The sequence below is a fragment of the Pseudoalteromonas sp. SIMBA_162 genome, from assembly GCF_046535955.1.
In the GTDB taxonomy this organism is placed as follows: Bacteria; Pseudomonadota; Gammaproteobacteria; order Enterobacterales; family Alteromonadaceae; genus Pseudoalteromonas; species Pseudoalteromonas marina.
Genome location: NZ_JAWJBQ010000885.1, coordinates 1 through 249 on the forward strand (window position 1 = coordinate 1; position 249 = coordinate 249).

General features: G+C 63.5%; 1 protein-coding gene. It reads right to left on the minus strand.

The features are described from left to right. Nucleotides 1-249, minus strand: a 249-nt coding sequence (locus tag R0J88_RS22250) for a FlgK family flagellar hook-associated protein (protein WP_410901208.1), incomplete at both ends; no start/stop codon positions are given.

A 249-nucleotide genomic window follows, 5' to 3' on the forward strand; every position in this document is an offset into this window, starting at 1 on the left:
GTCACGCCGACCAGCTCGTTGAGCTGGCGCACTGCTTCGCTGCGCGCATCCAGCAGGCTGTTGGGCGTGTTGCCGGTGCCCGAGGCCGCCGCGATCTGCTTGTTGTACTCGGCGATGCTGGCGGTGAGCTTGTTGACCTGGCCAGCCATGGTGTCGAGCTGGGAGTTGATCGTTTCGTTCTGCTGGGTCAGCTGAGTGCTCACCGCGTTGAAACGGTTGCTCAGGGTTTGCGCCTGGGTCAGCAACAGC